Raw genomic sequence first — 17,464 nt, forward strand, 5'->3', positions numbered from 1 at the left:
TCTGCCTTCCTATGACCTGTTCGGACTATTATGAGAAATGCTATAATTTCTCCGGAAACTTGACGAAAATAGAACTGGAACTCATCAATGAAAAGTATATGCAAGTTCAAGTTAATAGAGAAAGAAAAATTATTCTCGCTATACCGTAGGTGCGTTCCAAGATTATACTGAAGTTTTTATTGCACTCAAAATCTTCGTTTTTCCTAATCTCTAGAATTATCAATGCATCATCACTTAACCAGCCTGAGTGAGCTAGTCCATTCAACGTTGATTCAACTAGATTGCTATTGTAAGGTGGGTCTATAAAAACTATGTCACATTTTGAAATAGGTTGTGGTAAGCAGTTAGCACTGCAGCAAATTAGCGTAACATTGTCCGTAATTCCAAAATCTTCTGCTGTTTTTTTAGGCAATTGCAAATTGTAATAATCTGAATCTACCATAAATGCATGTTTAGCGCCGCGAGAAAGCGCTTCAAATGAAAAAGAACCACTACCACAGAATAAATCAAGTACATTCAAGTTATAAATAGGTTTTCTTGAGGAAAGCATATTAAATATTGCTTCTCGGACAATACTCATAGTTGGCCGTGCAGCTAAATGCTTACCTGTAGTTATTTTTCTTCCGCGATATTTGCCTGCAATGATGCGTAGCATATTAAATAAGCTCCAAAATAATTAATTATTTATACTATATGATTAATGTCAATATGGCTTTAGCAGTTTAATAGAGAGAAGCTATCGAGTCGCTTGTAAGAAAAACACAAACACAAGACTCATCAGTTATCTTTTTCTGATTTGCCTGCTGCATTAATTGCTTGACCAATCTCATCTTGTAAATCATCATGATCATTTTTTTCATCATGATTTAGCCCTTCAATTCTGCTTTCTAACTCTAACTTAATTATAGTATTGATTTTATCTATATTATCAAGAAAGCCTCTACATTCTTCTTCACTATACTCTTCACCAGATGCTTTTTTTTCAATAAATAGGTTTTTAAATCCTGCTAGATCAGAATTCTGATCGGTATTTAGTACAACATTTCTCTCTATGAAGCTAAGATCTGACAGCAGTAAGCTAACCTCTAACAGATCTTCACTTTTCACGCTTTTAAGGTCTTCAAGACTTTCTAAAATACTAAACACCTTAATCCTTTCTTGTACAATCTCTTTGTCTTCCTTATCAAATTCAGACAATAAACTATGATTATCTACAAATTTCTCACTCAAAGCTTTATTCAATTTAGCAAAATTGACATCCTTGTCAAGTGATGTGTTATCCCGCAACAAGTCTACCCTTGCCCTACGCGCATTTAAAATGTCGTCGTAGTCATTTAACTTTATGTTGCCATCTTTGTCTTGCTGCAATTTATAATAATCAAGGCCTTTGAAATTTTTATTAGTCTTCATCTTCAATCCTCTTCTCATCTCCTTTTGCATCTGGTTTCCTCATTGGTTCCGGTAATTTCCTTTTACTGTCTTCTCGATTTCTTTTTTCCTCTCTTTCAGCACGTTTTTCTACAGCTTCTGGAGTGTTCATTTCAAAAAGTGGTGAGAGGTTGTAAACTTTATCTTGATTTCTTCTGCCTTCTCTTTCAGCACGTTTTTCCATACCTTCAAAAGCAGATCCAAAATCATCAATTTCATCTGAACCTTTTGGTTCCGTGCCTAAATTTCGTGTCACTTCATTTGATTGATCAGGCTTATCTTCTTCTGTTGGCTGATCATGCTGTAGTTGATTAGGCTTGTCTTCTTGTTCTGTGCTTAGTTCTCGTACTACCTTATCTGGCTGACCTCCCCCTCGTAGTCGAAGAGGGTCGCCTTCTTCTAGTGGCTGATCATGGTTATCTCTTACTAGTTCCGTGCCTAACTCTCGTTCTACCTTATTTGATTGATCAGGATTGTCTTTTTCTGGTTCTCTCTTACGGCCTATGGTGTCATCATGAAGCTTATTCAAGAAATCTTGCCTATGCGATTTTGCTCTAAAAAGTAAGTTATTTGGATAACCATCTTTTTCTCCTGTACGACGGCTAACTCCTATAGAATCAAGGCCATGCTCCCAAGTAAACTTCATAGCATCTTCTATTGTATAGCCCAAATGTGATCCTACGTATCCTTTATAATAATCTAAATATTTACCGATCCTTCTGTGTGTAATATCTTCCTTATCAACTCCAAATGCCCTGTAGATCTTTTCCTCAAGTTTATCAACGTCATTTTTAGGTGATGTTGCAAATTTTGTTGCTTCAATAGTAGCACCTACAAATTTACGTGGCACATCAATAGCGTATTTCAGCACTCCTCCAACTCTTGGTACTCTCCCCAGCAGATTAGCTGCACCTCCGGCTAATCTATCCGGTAAATGAGTAGCCCAACTGCCTAAAGACTCAAGTCCTCTACCAGCAAAATTTTGCCACTGCTGTTTGAATCCTTCCATTATGCCAGTCAAAGGCGATGCCTGATACATACTAGATATATTGTAAACGCTGAATCCACCACCAGCGATACTTGAGCCCATTTGTTGTACGAACGTGCGTAAGGAGAACATTAAAAATGAAAGCAAGAATAGTATAAAGATTTCCCCTGCATTGATTAAATAACCTCTCTGTATGTCTTGCACCCTTTGGTAATCGCTATTTTCTTGATAATTTTTGCAATCCTCACAATCTTTACATTTCTGACAGTATTCACTGTTGGGATCCTTATATAAATCATGAAGTTTCAGTATTCTACAACCTTGTTTTTCTACCGCACTCCGCACTAAAGATCTTATTTCATTAATTATTTCCCTATAACTATTGCATTTATTTATATCTTGACAGTAGCGTTTTATTATTTCACTAACATCACCTATCCTTTTCTCTATATTGTTGATCAGTAATATAATGTCAGCCCTCTCTGATGCATGGGATAAACTATTTGTTAAGCGTACTAGATCTTTTGCACTGCAGCCATTACTAACTACCATATCACTTTCTGCAATATAGTGGTCTGCTGGATTATCTTTAGTTCCAGGCATTGGATTAAAGAAAGGATAATCTATATAACGAAACCCTTTTATATGTTCACCATTTTTATCTTTAGGGTAATCCGGTGGAAGCGGGATATATCCAGCGCCTCCAGTAAATTTTATTGTACCACCTTCTCTGCTTATCTTTTCTATACCTTCTATACTTTTATCTATGTTAAGAGAAGAAGCTTCTCCAAGAGTGTAAGGTACAAAAATTTGCCCTGGGGTCCAACCAAAGTACTGCTTATCAACGATACAAAAACCGCCAAACACCCATTTTGGAGCACATAACTTTACCTCGAACCATTTATTGTAGCATACAGTAAAACCTAACTGCCTATAAAAGGTATTCATTATAATGGAAGCCAGTAATGACAAGAGAGCAAATATCATAATCGACTTTAAACAAAAGCTGATGCAGAATTTTATCCAACCTTCAAATAGACTTTTCAGCGGTGAAAATAAAATAGAAATTAGAAACAGTGGCATAATGGCTATAAGAAAAGCTATACCCATAAAACCAGAGAGAAATATTATGTAAGCATATAAGCACAGCAAGAAGTATAGCACAATCCCTATGAAAATTGCCGGTATCATAAGAAGGCTTGCCCACATTTGGTAATGTAAAAACGCTGCAAACTTTTTCCAAACAGAATAAGCAAAAAACTTATTGAACATGTCCTCCATGAAGCTAAACAACTTAGCTTCATCTCCTTGAGCAATACTTCCGGTGTTCATGTTGGGAGCAAAATTAGTAATTATACTTATCAATTGTTCAAGACCTTTAACAAATAAAACAAGAAAATGATCATAGAAAAATCTAAAACTTCCAGGAGATATAAGCACTATTACTAGAGTGATTTTCATCATTCTGATGAGCATATCATGCTTAGTTTCTTGTATCATGCCAAAAAGATAAAGAAGCGATGAAATCATTACAAATAGAACAAGCAAGGAAAGAACAAAATTGTGAAAGCTCGTACTTTTTTCAGCTATATTTTCGAACATAGCTTGTGCAACTGCAGGATCATTGCTATTAAAATGTTCTTTGCAATTTTCGTTAATCAATAATACACATTTTAGATAGTTATAAATATAATCAAAAAACTCAACCCCACTCGGTTGCCGCACTCCACTTAAGAACTCAAAAGAGTAGCCACCTACATTATCTAAGTAATATCTATCTAATATTTTTACATATATTTTCCATCCCTTTTTTAATTTCACCGGGTCACAATTTCTGTCCTTTAATTTAGTGCTATCTCTGTCTAAAGCAAAAAGACCGCTCCCATTCTCTGCCACGGAGTTGTAACCTAGATGTACAGTAGGAGATGAAGGATTGCGCATAGATTTCAAATCTTTGTTAGGACTATCGTCACCAGGCCTTTGAAACAAAAGATAAGCACCATGACCGTTGGTAAACCAACATGGAGCACCACGTGATACTGTATTTGCGCTATCATCTTCATTAATGCACTTGCACTTTACAGTGCAACTTGCATTAGACTTACTTGAAATTTTCTGTGGCGCACTAGGTTTGTAATCATTACAAACTAAGTGAAAGTCAGGTAGACTATTATCACCTGACTTGCCTTCAAATTTAGTTGCATATTTTAACTGCTCCAAGCTTTGTAAGGTATAACTGCCTTTTTTAGATTCCTTCTTGTTATTATTACTCCAAGATGTCCATGCACCATTCACTCGCACTTTTAAACTATCTCCATTGGTTTCGAGCCCGGTATCCTCCCACTCCACCACTTGGTTATGGTGAAAACCATAATTAATTTCACCAGTTTCAGGATCAACAACTTCTCCATCTCCTGGAATAAACGCATCGTGGTCGCTTGAAAAATGAGCGCTTACTGCAATAGGTTTAGGACCAAAATAGTCAGCAGATATACACCTTGGAAAAGGCATATCGTTTTTACTACAACCTGTGATCAGCACATAAGCTGCAAGAAGTAATACCCTAAACCAACATTTGCCTAAACGTGATTGCATATCTAAACTTTTTCCAAATACAGAATAAATTTCTAAAACTTTACTTAAAATATCTTTTTAATTAGTTACTCCATAATATCATTTATATCTTACTCCTCTCCATTTTCTTCCTTGTTTTTAGCTTTAGCACTAGGATCACTTCTTATTGTTTCATCAAAATTTTTTTGCTGATCTGATTGTTTTAATGTTTTAGGTCTATCACTCGTTGTTTTATCAGAACTTCCTTTAGAATCTTCTTTTTTGTCTGGTTGCTTTGGTGTGTTAGGTAATTTAGCCTCAATTTTTCCCCGATCTTTACTCATTTTCTGCTTGATACTCTGTATCATACTTTGGGTCTTATCATCAAGGCCAACGGTTGACAGCATAGCTTGCGATGCGCTCTTAGCAACTGTACCAACACTGCCAGTAACTCCATAACCAGAGCTAAATAGTGTTTGTACCATAGTTTCCGATATAGAAACAAAAGCTTCCATTGCACCGGCAATAATGAGGTATATAAACGCCTGGATTAGGTCTATAGGTAATGCTGCAAAGTGTCCACCAGCCCTTTCTCCGGTACTGAGTGCAACATCAACGCTAGTGCCAGGACTGTATCCAAGAGGCAGTATTGATTTCATCAAGCACAGATCATACGATAAGAAATTTACGCTAATTAAACATTGATAGCATGCAGAAAAATTTGTGAGGTTATATAAAACTGAATACATCAACTGATTTAAAAGAGATAAAAATGAAAATAAAATGACTGGTTCTAATGAAACATGAGCCAACGTTTTTATCCAATTATCAAACAAGGGTTTAGTCTTTTGAAATAGAATAAATACGATAAATAAAGGTGTTAATGACAGTAAAAACGCCACTAGAACAGTAGATATTACATATTTAAACGTAGCGCTAATAATGCATTTTAAAAACGCATAAGTAGCGCAGAATATTACCCAAAATGCAATAAAGCCAAAAGGACCAGAGAGCATCAATGATAAAAACTTTAACCAAGTTTCTGCTGTGAATAATACTCCTGCTGTCAAGTCTAAGAATGCAAATTTTCTCTCCCCTTCTCCTACATAGCCAGAAAAACTATCAACTAAATAAGTGCTACCATCTATAAAAAGTCTGGATAAAGTTGTACCAAAAAGTTCCCAGCTTCTATCGCTAAAGGCAAAAGCTATAAATGCTATCTTGAACATTCTTACAATGAAATCAAATTTACTTAGCTGTATTGTTCCAAGCATATAGCCAACGACAGTAAATATAACGTATAGAGTAAGCAAAGCTCTTACCCCTTGAAGAAGACCTCTTGCATATCCTTTGTATGAATCTTTAACGCTGTCCCCAATTACTTCTTCTTTTATAAGTTTAAATACCCCGTTTACATTCGATGAAATAAAATCATTAATTTTTCTTTTAACAAATAAAGTTACTGTGTACTTATTATTTTCATAATATTTGCCATTTTTATCTGTAATGTCATCTCTCTCTACGTTGCTTACATTGATGCCGAAATATATCTTCTTAGATTCTTCGTTCTGAAAGTGTTCTCCGCTTATTACATCTAATATGGTGTACTCATCTTTTCCGTTTACTCTTTCTCTCACTCCTACCACTTTAAAATCATTAGTTCCCACACCATGCAAATCTTTAGGTGGCTCATCACCTAAATATACATATAATTTTTCGCCATTAATATATTCACATGATCTAGTCACTTTAACATGGTACCCTCCTCTATTATAGTAATAATGACCATAATCTGCGATAGCGAGCATCACACTACTACCGGGCGTTACCTCGTCATTTACTGGATAATCATTGTTCAATTCCAGAGAAAAATCCTCGAATTTATTGTTATCGCCAATTTGCGAACACATATTATCCCCTTTTGCACCCTCTTTCTTTGGAAGACATTGAATACCTTTAGCGATATTTTTATCATCAGGATCACCAATTTTTGCAACAAGAGCCTCAGCCCAAGATTTATCATCTTCAGTAAAACTACCTGCTTTAACATTCCCTTCCATTTTTTCTAGATAAGAATACATATCACATTTATTTCCTTTATCGTACTTCTTATACCTTATAGAGGAGACACAGTTCCGTTCTCCTGCTTGACCTAAACCATAGTTCCATATACCCTTCTCAGTATAGCATATATTTTGATGGTAACAGTTAAGCTCATAGGAGGAGTACTTTTTTCTCTCATCAAGACTACAGTTTTTTCCATCACATAACTCGTTCAATCCTATTTTAGCGCGGCGTAAATCAAGTAGTGAACCATATACCCATGGTTCGTTGTCTTGAATATAACCTTTATTAAAATGCACCTTATTATCATATGGGGTATACCCATTTCCAACTAGCACTTTGCTTTCCTTTGCTTTTGTTTTATCAAGAGGTAAAAATTGTATTTTATTTTTTGTACCATCTTTACCATCACAAAAAAACTCTCCCCCCTGATGTACTTCACTCACTGTAGCTTTCTTATATACAGTTTCCTTACGGTCATTTTCTACAGCTTTATAACAATTGTCATCAAAATTGATGCCTTTCCCTTCTGGATTGTCGTAATCAATTGTTATTTTTCTGGGAACTAAGCTGAAGCTTAACTTGTCACCAGGATTTACTTTAATTCCAGTGTCCACATAACGTCTATTGCTGCCAAATCCTTTGCCACCACATAGTTCGTTTTTACTTTCATTAACACCATAATTGTTAGGTACACTATTAATATCCGCAGCCTTACTATAATTTGGTTCTGAGCCATCAGCACAAAAGCTAGCTGGCACAAGTACTTTCCTTGGATTTTTGTCTTCTTTAAAAGGGCAAAAATTTACTGATCCATCGAGGGTGAATTTGATTTTCTCACCCTGACTAATTACCTGACCAGAATCAACCCAATGAATTTTATCGGCTTTACGAACTGGAACATCCACATTAACGCTGGTGTTTTTGCTCTGCAACCCAGGCTCGACACAATCCATATTACAACCAGTGATTGCAAGACACAGTATCAATAATAGTGATCTTTTACTTATCATTGCTGTCTTCCTGGTTGTGGTATCTGAGGCGTTGACCTTTGAGTCCCTTGTGGTATTTGAGGTCTTGACGTACCTGACTGTTGAGAGGCATCTCCTCTTTCTCTTCTTTGAACGCTTTGTTCATCTAACCCTACTGTTCCCATTAAGCTTTGTTGATACTGTCTTCCAGGTTCGCTTGCTACATAAGCACCAAACAACGAGTCAGATATTGCCGAAGAAGCTTCAACTAAAGCTTTCATAGTGTGTCCCAAAATAACAAAAGCCATCATAGCGGTAATATTAGGTGTATATTTGGAAGCATAACCATAAAAAATACAAGGGTTAAAAATCTTTAGGTTAATATTAAGTATACATGTAGAGCAGACCTCAAAATCAAATACTGAATACACAATATAATCCATAACCTGACTTATCAGTGATATAAAAATTAAAAGGACCACTGGATGAATTGCAAATCTTGCTAAATTTTTAACCCAGTTTTGAAACATCTGCCTAGTATACGCAAATAAAAGACAAATAATAAAAATAGGTGCTAAAGAAAGTAATAACGCAACTATTGCTATAGATGTAATAAAAGAAAATAAGGCATTAAAAATAGATAAGCTCACTGTGATTAAACCCCAAATCACCAAGCAAAAAGATACAATGCCCAAAGGGCCAGAAAATATAAGAGATACTATTAACAATACTGAATGCGATGACAAGAACCTATTGAGCGGCAAATCAAGAAACTCAAAAACATTTGAAGTAGTGCCTCTAAAATTTGCTATTTCTATTAGTTGTTTTGGAGTGTTAATAAATATAGAGAATGCATTGTTATAAAAAAAGTCCCAGCTATTATCCTGCAATAGCTGGGCGATGACTCCTATCTTTACGCATATAATTAAAAACTCATATATAGAAATATGAGTTAATCCAAAAAAGTAGTAAAGGGTATATAAGGTTATGTATAATACTAACAGCGATATTATCGTGGATCTAATGGTATTTGTTCTGCTTGATTTTATAAAACTTTCGTAAAGAGACTTTACAGGACTAGTATCAGAGTGAATTGCGTTAGGGTCTTTATAATTAGAGCCGAAAAATGCAGTTTTCACTTTTTCATCAAAGAAATTATATATTGCACTAAAAGTTTTTGTAGGTGGCTCTTTAGTTGTTAGGTTAATACTAAACTGACCTTCATTTTTGTAATCGCAGCCATGGTCTCTTATTCCATAATATATGGTGCCTGTTTTGTCTTTTAATTTTCCTTTCAAGTTTTCCATGTCATGAACTTTGCTGATATATACAGATATATCCGCTTGATTTTCACCAGGCTTATGCTCAGGGAATTTATCGGAAACACTTATATACAAGCTATTTTCCAGACTATGGTTCTTCGTTACTCTTATGTTGAAACCACCTTTGTCATTTCTATTGTAGCAGTGCTCGTCATTTCTACTACATAAACTAAAAGTTAAACTTGGTGTTCGATGGTATTTTTCTATCTTATAATCACAGTTAGTACATATGCCACCTGTTGGAATGTGTTCAAAATCTTCACCATCCATGTGAACTTTCAAAAGTGTAATGTCAGTTTTTACCTGTTTTTCTTTTAGTATTTTACTAATAATTTCAGCAACAACAGATTCACCACTAGAATTTAAAGCATTGAATAGCTCAATTTCTATATTATTATATTCAATATACACGCAATCCTCGCCTCTACGACCAGAAGAAAATTTACATATACGTCTACAGAGTGAATTTAAAATGTGCGTATCTATCTTACTTGCACTGCTCTCTGAAAGCTTGCTGCAATCTATATTCTCTCCTTGTTTTATAGAGTTAATAATATTTTCAATTTCCTTTTTTCTTTCATCTTGATCTAACTTCGAAAACCAGTACTCTCTTCCACTCAACCATTGCGCATCGCCTATTATATATTTATTAGGACATATCCCATCCTTGCCACCTTGGCATTTCTCTTGATTTAAAACATGTGCAAAATGTTCCGTTTCTTGCTCGCTACACTTTTCGTCGATTTTCAAATACCTGATTTTTGTCTCACTCTCTTTATCTTTACACACTTTACTTCCAATCACACTAAAGCTTATCGTATCGCCTTTTTTAAGTGCAAATGGTAATGCAACGTCATTTCTCCCAGGCCCAATTGCAAAATCTGCATACTGCTTAGGACAAAAATTAACCTTACTAGGCACTATATCAATCTCTGTTACTCTTATTCTATCTGAGATATTAACACCAGAATCAACCCATTTCTGCTCTGTTGACACTATATCTAGTTTTTCACGCAAACCTGATAAATTTTCTGGCTTAATACAGTGATGTTCCCCGCAGCCTGACAGAAAAAAAAACGGTATTATCAGCAAAAATTTTAGCATAAATCCAACTCATTCAGTGCTTTTGTTAACACTCTCGGAGCTACTAGAACCAGAACCTCGAGATTTACTCTTGTCTCCACCACTCAACTTCTTAGCAGCAGCACCAGCAACTCCAGCAACACCCCCAGCAGCAGCTTTGGCAGCAGATAAAGCTTTGCCCACCATTTGTCCAGGTGTCTGACCTGAGCCAAGTGCTGCTCTATGGTTACCAGCAAGTTCAGCAGCCATGCCAGGAAGAATGTTTAAAAAGTGGTAAAAGAGGAATAATACTAAACACAATTTTAATAATTCTCCGATGAGAGAGCTGCCAAACTCCATGTATGTAAAGTCGAATAGACCAAGTATGCTGCTCTTTTTAAAGCTATAATTTTGCATCATACATGCAAGAGTAGTTTCATTTTTATCACATTCCCCATCTTTCAATTTAAACCACTGTTTTTTCTTACTATATGAGATTTCTGCTTGTTTCTTTTCATATGACTTGTCCGGTTGTTCATTTTTATATGACTCGTCCAGTTCAAAATTTAAATTTTTAAAATAGATTTTATCACATGCTATGAACATAAAGGACAAAAACGCAAAAAGGATAACCGGGTATAAGCTATAGGTAATCAACTCTTTCACCCAGCCTTCAAAATATCCTTTGGTGTGTTGGAATAAAACCATAGGAATGAACAAAGGTGATAAAATGATGATTACACTTAAAGCAACTAGAGATAAAATAAATACATAGCACAGCCACAAAATAACCATCATCATCAGAACGGCCATAAATATACAGACAAGAGCTACTAAAATTTGTCCACCAGCAAAAATAATACCGATTACCGAACCTGCAACTAATAAGACAGGAGCAGCACCAAGCAAGACTGCTAACGTTGCAACACCTCCAGTACCAATTTTGCCACCAATTCCATCTAAAGGGGCACCTAAATAAAATAAAATTCTACAATCAAGCCTATCCCAAGGTGCAAGATAACTGTAAGATACCCTCTTTCCTGCACGAGTATATTCATAATCTGTACCTGCTTTATAATTACATATGCCTTTACTTTCAGATGATGCTTTTAGCACTATCTCTGACAAACCATTTGAGAGACGAGTTAATTCTCCATAATAATGAGACATGGTACTGCCTGTTGTGAAGTAAATCACTAAAGCGAATTTTATGATCAACATATACATTTCTTGAGGCCTCTGAACTCCACCAGACATGGCTTTTATAGAGAACAGTATTAAAGCTAAAACTAAAACAGCAGTTACAGTGTTTTTCAGCCTTTTCTGTGCTACAGATATAAAACTCTCACCATTTGGTGCACCTTTACCTGCAACTAAATTATCTAACGATTCCTTAATGCATTGCACTATCATAGAAGTTACGGGAATAGGAGCTAATGATTTACTCCCTGCCTGGTTATAACAAGCTTCAGAAACATACGAGCTAAAACAGCCAGCATTATCATAACCTACAAAAATTTTCCCCCCTTGTCCGTTGAGTCTTTTTTCTTTAGATCTGATAATAGTTTTATAGTCATCATTATTACCAATAGTAACTTTTTCCTCGCCTGTACCATCTTTATTTTTGAATATCATCACAGATTTTTCACACATAGGAGCAAGTGGGTCAGGTGGCAATTCCGTGCACCCCATATCAACCCCTTGCGGCCAAGGAGTCATTTCGATACCAAGCATGCTAACACTGGCTAACTCCACACATAATCTGCCCGTTTTTCTCACTGCTTTGAATGTAGCTCCATGTATGGGTTCGCTCTGTCCTGCTTTGAGAACTCTACATTCCAGACCACCATCAACCTTCGAGGACCATGACCCATCTACGTATCCAGTGTCTTTCTCCCTGACATCAAAGTCTATGTATCCAGGTTTTCCTCTGGAATTAAAGTCTACCTTATTAAAAAGATTACCAAAAGTTAAAGGGTTTCGATGACATACTTCTATATATTCACTGTATTGCACACCATTTTTTGGCCAGTAATAACTCTCTGTACTCTCCTGAACGTTAGAATTTAAGGCTTCTTTTTCTGCTCTTTTCCCGTCATAATCTTTTTTGTTCACGTCTTCCCGAGCTTTATTTTGCAAACAAGAAAAATATTCCTCTTCTGTTTGGTAATTTTCATTGGTGCAGCCACTATAACCTGTGTCTTCTAATTTAAAATTTTTGTATTTTCCATCATGATCACGTGCAACTGGGTGTTTAACAAAACTATGTTCACAAACAACAAGCCCTCCTATCGCTTTCCAGACTCCAACAATTGCAGCTATCATTCCAACAATAACAAGAGCGGTAAACAAACCAGCAGAAGAAACGATCAAAACAATGCCAGTAAATATTGCGCCAACAGCAATCGCTATTCCAGCAAGTGCTGCAGCTGTTTTAAACGCTCCACAATCAGGATTAGAGGCACGACTAAAACTGCCAGTGGAATTAAATCTGCTAACAAATTCTGTCTTGTCAGTACCACTTACTCCATCTGCAAGCACTGGATATGAGAGTAAAAAGTCTATATTTAGTAAAAATATCGCAATTAATAGCAATGACAGCTTAGTCTTAAACATTTTTTACCTTCTGATAAAATATAGGCAACCATACTTTTGGGTTGTCCCCAACTTCATTTAATATATCGTGTAACAATAGAACACTTTCTGCACGTCCGGATAATACGTTGATTATATCATCCAGGCCTTTTAAGTCTATTCTAGCTACTACAGCATTGACTCCTTGTTTCACCAAAAAGAATCTAGTACTCGGATCTGTGTGCTTAATTAATATATATTCACGTTCAGTTAACATAAAAACATCCCGATAGACACTAGTAGCTTTCAGATTTGGTAAAAAAATCTGTGTCGCTGTTTGTTGTACAAGCGTATCGCTAATAGTACTTTTACTTGCATCCTCAACACTCTGAGTAGCAAAAATCACAAAAGCATTTAGTTTTCTCAGTACCTTCAACCAGTCTTTTATCTTGGGTGCAAAAACTGGATTATCTATTAACGCCCATGCCTCATCAAGAACGATAATAGATGGAGTGCCATCAAGAGATATACTAATCCTATGAAATAAATAAATCAAGACCGGTCCAAGAGCAACAGGATCTTTGAGCAAGCTAGCCATCTCAAAACCAAATACTCTTGCTCGTGAAAAATCTAGCAAATCTTCTTTATTGTCAAATATTGCAGCATGAGAACCATTATCATGCCACATAGATATTGCCCCAGCTAGAGTATCAGGACCTGCAAGCCCTAAAAACGGTACGAGGTTTCTCAAGAATCTGTCTTCTTTTCTTAATTTAAAATTTCCTTCAATTGCATCATTAATTCGTGCAATATCTTCTGAAGTAAATTTATCATTATATACCGAAATTAAAGACTTTATCCACTCCATTAAAAATGTTCTATTATCAGAGGTATCATCAAGTTGTAAAGGATTAAAATTTGTTTTAGTTCTTGGTTCTATTACAGTATAGATACCACTAAGTGCTCTTAAGAAAATCTCTGCACCGCGATCTTTATCAAAAAAGAATATCCTTGGAGAAAACTTCATCGCTTGGGCACACAGGAAATTCATTAAAACAGTTTTACCAGCACCAGTTGGGCCAATTATCATAGTGTGTCCAACATCCCTTATATGAAAGTTGAAAAAAAATGGAGTACCAGATGTCGTGTCAAAAACTGTAACGGCATCTCCCCAGTGGTTATTGAATTTATTACCAGTAGGATAATTATGTTGAGATGCAAATCCAGCCAAATTAAGACTACTTATTGTAGCTTTTCTCACTATATAATCGAAATTACCAGGAATTTGCGCCCAAAATGCTGGTTCAAGGTTAACTCTCTCACGTATAGGGTAAACACCGCAATTAGAAAGCTCTGATTCTACCAACGACAGAGCGTTATCCAATGATTTAGGACTTTTTTCTATACATAAAATAGTCAGGTGATGTTGACCAAACGCAATCTTACCACTCATTGCGTCATCAAGCGCTTGAGAAATTTCTGCTATTTGAGAAATAGCTTTATCTGCAGACTGTATCATTCGATTTTGCTGTATCTGCATTTTTCCAATCGCCATTTGCCTGTTTATAAATTGAAAAGATTGCGTAATTATAAACTCGTAAGGAAGTTGTAAAAACGAATCAAGCATTCCTGCAGAAGTATGATTTCCATATTCTTTGATACTAATTATTCCAGCATATTTACTCTCATTATGAGTCACAACCTGTATCATCTTACGGCCAAAGAATAACCTATGTACTGGTAAGTATCTTGATATTTCAGTTCTTAGCGGAAAAAGCGTATTTGTAACGAAGCCACAATTTACGATTCTAGATAGAAACTCCATTATTTCGCAGAACAAACCATCTGGAGTTTCTTTTACTCCAAGAATTTTAGGCGAATAATTTCTAAGGCTTGTCACTACACGATTTGTCGTTTCCTCTAAATCTTCATACGTGGCACGTATATCACTTTCCCAAGCATGTTTTGAAGTTACATGTCCGAATTTTTTTAGTAGATGTGACAAAAATTCTACTCCTTTTGTGTCCGCTCTACGGATAATCGTAATGTATAGGTCATTAATAAATGATTGCCTTGTTGCGTGTTTTTCTCTCCATTTTAGATTTACGTGATTAGCGAAAAAATTCGGCAAACCTTGACTTGCAAATTCATCAGAAAAAATATTTTTCTTACGTCTGATAGTATGAAAATACAAACTAAATGCCGGAGATGAAATGCTTCTTAGCATCTGATTCCTGATGTTGTTCTGTATGACTAAATCCTCGTCATCGGCAGTTTCAAATGCAAAACCACTTAATTTTATAACCTTAACCAACCAATTTTCTTTTGTCATCAAGGTTGTGCTATTCCAATAGCAAGAATAAGGAATAAATTCAGCAGCGTGAACTTCCCTGTTCAGAGTAGATTTATTCTTTGATTGAATAGCCCTAAACCTCAGCATCACACAACGTTAAGCAATATCATAAGAATTGGCTCCATGGTAAAAACGATTTAAACATTTCGAGCACTTTCCCAATTTTACCATAAATAATTCAATAAACAACGGTTCTTTTGCAGAAGCTATATAACCAAGTCCATGTATACCTGGTAACATTAAGAGAATCACTCTTAAATCATTTGAATTAATGAAAATTAGCATGCAAATCAGGACGTTTAATATTGCAAACATATAACTCACACCAAAGAGCATTGCAGGTCTTGTAAGACCTTTAAATAATTGATCTGTTTGTATACTACCTGTGGACATATCTTTAACCTTCTAATAATAGCTCTAACACTAATACTATATCATTATATTAAAAATCCATTGAAACTAGTAGCACTTTAAGTTAAGATACATTATTTAATCCCGATAATGACAAGTTGGCCATTTCAAGAAGCAGAAAAAATATTGCAAGAGTTTCCTAATAAAAAAGAAATAATATTTGAAACTGGTTATGGACCCTCTGGTTTACCCCACATAGGAACCTTTGGAGAGGTTTTCCGCACTACAGTTATTGTAAATGCATTAAAAAAAATAGCTCCTGGTATAAAAACCAAAATCATTGCAGTTTCAGATGATATGGATGGTTTGCGAAAAATACCAGATAATGTGCCAAATCAAGAGATGCTAAGAGAGCACTTAAATAAACCATTGACTATGATACCTGATCCATTTGGCACTCATCAGAGTTATGGTCATCATATGAATTCATTGTTGTGTAAATTTCTTGATATGTTTGAATTTGAATACGAGTTCAGGAGTGCAACAGAGTGTTATAAATCTGGCGTTTACGATGAAAAACTTTTACTCTTACTGAAAAATTATGATAAAGTGATGGACGTAATGCTTCCATCATTTCGGGAAGAAAGACAGCAGACTTATAGTCCATTCTTGCCAATATGCCCAAAAACTTCTCAAGTTTTACAAGTTCCAGTAATTGAAACAAATACAGAGAAAGGAACAATCACATATGAAGACCCAAACGGGGAAAAAATAGAAGTTCCAGTGACAAAAGGAAAATGTAAACTGCAATGGAAACCTGATTGGGGAATGAGGTGGGCCGCATTTGGAGTAAATTACGAAGCTCACGGAAAAGATTTAACTCCATCTGCTGTGCTTTCAAGTCAAATATGTGAAATACTTGGAGAAAAGCCACCACTTCTGTTTTGCTACGAGCTTTTCCTTGATAAAGGAGGAAAGAAAATATCAAAATCAAAAGGAAATGGCATTTCAATTGAAGAGTGGCTAACTTACGCACCAACAGAGAGCTTAGCATTGTACATTTTTCAGAGTCCTAAAAAAGCTAAACGTTTATATTTTGATGTGATACCAAAATCAACTGATGAATATTTAGAATTTGTAAAGCGTTATCATGAGAACAAAGAAAAGGATATAAATAATCCTGCTTGGCACATTCACCAGGGCAATGTTCCCAGTATAGAAACTTCAGGCATAAATTTCTCACTACTTTTAAACCTAGCAGCAGCTTGTAATGCTGAAAACAAAGAGATCCTATGGGGTTTTATATCCTCTTATACACCAAACGTTACACCAGAAAATAATAAAATGCTTGATAGACTTTCAGACTTTGCAGTAAAGTATTATCACGATTTTATCAAGCCAACAAAATCATATAAAACTCCAAATGAAAAAGAAAAAGCAGCGTTACTAGATTTGAAGGACACTTTACATTCTCTATCTACAACTGCTACTGCTGAAGAAATTCAATCTCAGGTATTTTCTATTGGAAAAAAATATGATTACACCAACTTACGTGACTGGTTTCAGCTATTATATGAAACGTTACTTGGCCAAAAAACCGGTCCAAGAATGGGATCCTTCATAAAGCTTTACGGAATAGGTAATACGATTTCTCTCATAGAAAGCGCTACTAAATGTATACTTTAGAGTTTACCTCCTTTCATTTGAGCTCTTTAGTTTTAATAAGAATTCCTTGACAAACTCCGCTAGCCCCCTTATCATGAAACTGAAGCTATTGTATTTGCTTTCGCCAATCTGC

9 protein-coding genes are annotated in these 17,464 nt (G+C 35.5%); 1 reads left to right on the top strand and 8 read right to left on the bottom strand.

Going from position 1 to position 17,464, the window contains the following annotated elements; translation table 11 throughout:
* Positions 1 to 106: 106 nt before the first annotated feature.
* From rsmD to DEF52_RS04250, 8 genes are all read right to left on the bottom strand, one after another.
* Entirely contained in the window at positions 107 to 655 is a 549-nt protein-coding gene (gene rsmD, locus DEF52_RS04215) for a 16S rRNA (guanine(966)-N(2))-methyltransferase RsmD (protein ID WP_141457227.1), read from the bottom strand.
* A 122-nt stretch (positions 656 to 777) separates the two neighbouring features.
* Positions 778 to 1,410, bottom strand: coding sequence for a WD_0853 family protein (locus DEF52_RS04220; protein WP_010082417.1), 633 nt, complete (start codon positions 1,408 to 1,410; stop codon positions 778 to 780).
* Positions 1,400 to 5,011 carry a TrbL/VirB6 family protein gene (locus DEF52_RS04225; protein WP_151807951.1) on the bottom strand — a complete coding sequence of 1,204 codons (3,612 nt, stop codon included), beginning with the start codon at positions 5,009 to 5,011 and terminating at the stop codon, positions 1,400 to 1,402. The genes DEF52_RS04220 and DEF52_RS04225 overlap by 11 nt, the downstream gene beginning before the upstream one ends.
* An 89-nt stretch (positions 5,012 to 5,100) precedes the next feature.
* Positions 5,101 to 8,046, bottom strand: a complete 2,946-nt coding sequence (locus tag DEF52_RS04230; protein WP_151807952.1) for a TrbL/VirB6 family protein — start codon at positions 8,044 to 8,046, stop codon at positions 5,101 to 5,103.
* The gene (locus DEF52_RS04235) at positions 8,043 to 10,430 is read right to left on the bottom strand and encodes a TrbL/VirB6 family protein (protein ID WP_151807953.1); all 2,388 of its coding nucleotides are present in this window, start codon (positions 10,428 to 10,430) and stop codon (positions 8,043 to 8,045) included. The genes DEF52_RS04230 and DEF52_RS04235 overlap by 4 nt, the downstream gene beginning before the upstream one ends.
* 9 nt (positions 10,431 to 10,439) lie before the next feature.
* Entirely contained in the window at positions 10,440 to 13,004 is a 2,565-nt protein-coding gene (locus DEF52_RS04240; RefSeq protein WP_151807954.1) for a TrbL/VirB6 family protein, read from the bottom strand.
* Positions 12,997 to 15,402 (bottom strand): VirB4 family type IV secretion/conjugal transfer ATPase, encoded by a 2,406-nt coding sequence (locus tag DEF52_RS04245; protein WP_010962886.1) that lies wholly within the window; start codon positions 15,400 to 15,402, stop codon positions 12,997 to 12,999. Before DEF52_RS04245 ends, DEF52_RS04240 begins: the two co-directional genes overlap by 8 nt.
* 9 nt (positions 15,403 to 15,411) lie before the next feature.
* Positions 15,412 to 15,708, bottom strand: a complete 297-nt coding sequence (locus DEF52_RS04250) for a type IV secretion system protein VirB3 (protein ID WP_007548615.1) — start codon at positions 15,706 to 15,708, stop codon at positions 15,412 to 15,414.
* Positions 15,709 to 15,816: 108 nt separating this feature from the next.
* On the opposite strand from DEF52_RS04250, the gene DEF52_RS04255 reads away from it, so the two are divergent.
* The gene (locus tag DEF52_RS04255; RefSeq protein ID WP_151807955.1) at positions 15,817 to 17,352 is read left to right on the top strand and encodes a lysine--tRNA ligase; all 1,536 of its coding nucleotides are present in this window, start codon (positions 15,817 to 15,819) and stop codon (positions 17,350 to 17,352) included.
* Positions 17,353 to 17,464: the final 112 nt, after the last annotated feature.

Origin of the sequence: Wolbachia endosymbiont of Nasonia oneida (assembly GCF_009012935.1) — a bacterium.
Taxonomy (GTDB): Bacteria; Pseudomonadota; Alphaproteobacteria; order Rickettsiales; family Anaplasmataceae; genus Wolbachia; species Wolbachia pipientis.